This window comes from Brevundimonas sp. CURTG3B2_SDJG, assembly GCF_057364705.1.
Map to the genome: position 1 here is coordinate 1 of NZ_JBNFOJ010000545.1, position 803 is coordinate 803.

Consider the following 803-nt stretch of genomic DNA (forward strand, 5'->3'; position numbering starts at 1 on the left):
GCGGCGGCCTGCGCCTCGCCGTCCGCGGTCTCCGCGCCGCCCGGCTCGGCGTCCTCGCGCTGCAGCAGCGGATTGCGCTCCAGCTCGGCCTCGACGAAGGCTTCCAGCTCCAGGTTGGACAGCTGCAGCAGCTTGATCGCCTGCTGCAGCTGCGGCGTGATGACCAGCCCCTGGCCCTGCCTGATCTCCAGCCTTTGTCCCAGCACCCGGTTTCGCCTCTCAGCCCCTGTCGAGCGTCTGGCCCGAAACTTGCTGCGGCCACAGTGTGGCCGAAGCGGTTAACGGAGCCCGAACGCGGCGAGGGCCCGGCGACGCCGACCGCTTAACCAACAAGCTTGGCGAGGCCTTTACGCTCTTCCGCACAATCTGGCGTCGTCCGTTTCGCTCGGAGGGGGCCGCCCATGCTGATGTTCCGCCCGCTGCTCCGCTACGCCGACTTCCGCGGCCGCGCCAGCCGGAGCGAATATTGGCTGTTCGCCATACTCCAGGGGCTCTGGTACGGCCTGCTGGTCGGCCTGTGCTTCGGGGCCATGGGCTCCGGCGAGCCCGCCCAGGCGACACCCGGCGTGCTGATCGCGTTCGGCCTGATCCTGCTCAGCCTCGCCGCCCTGGTGACGCCCAACTATGCGGTGCTGGTGCGCCGGCTGCACGACAGCGGGCGGGGCGCGATCTGGCTGTGCCTGATGCTGCCCGGCCTGTTCAGCTTGGTGATGACCGTCGGCACGATCGTCACCGCCGTCGGCGCGGTCGGCATGGGCGCCGGCCGCGAGGCCTTCGTCGGCACGGCCCTCGCCGGCCTGGGC

Annotated in this window: 1 protein-coding gene and 1 pseudogene; one reads left to right on the forward strand and one right to left on the reverse strand. The window is 70.9% G+C overall.

Annotated elements, in window-relative coordinates; genetic code table 11:
- Positions 1–206, reverse strand: a pseudogene (locus AC2W7C_RS18580) (RNA polymerase factor sigma-54); the annotation flags it as partial.
- A gap of 195 nt (positions 207–401) precedes the next feature.
- On the opposite strand from AC2W7C_RS18580, the gene AC2W7C_RS18585 reads away from it, so the two are divergent.
- A partial coding sequence (locus AC2W7C_RS18585; protein ID WP_486002665.1) for a DUF805 domain-containing protein occupies positions 402–803 on the forward strand: 402 nt, incomplete at its 3' end.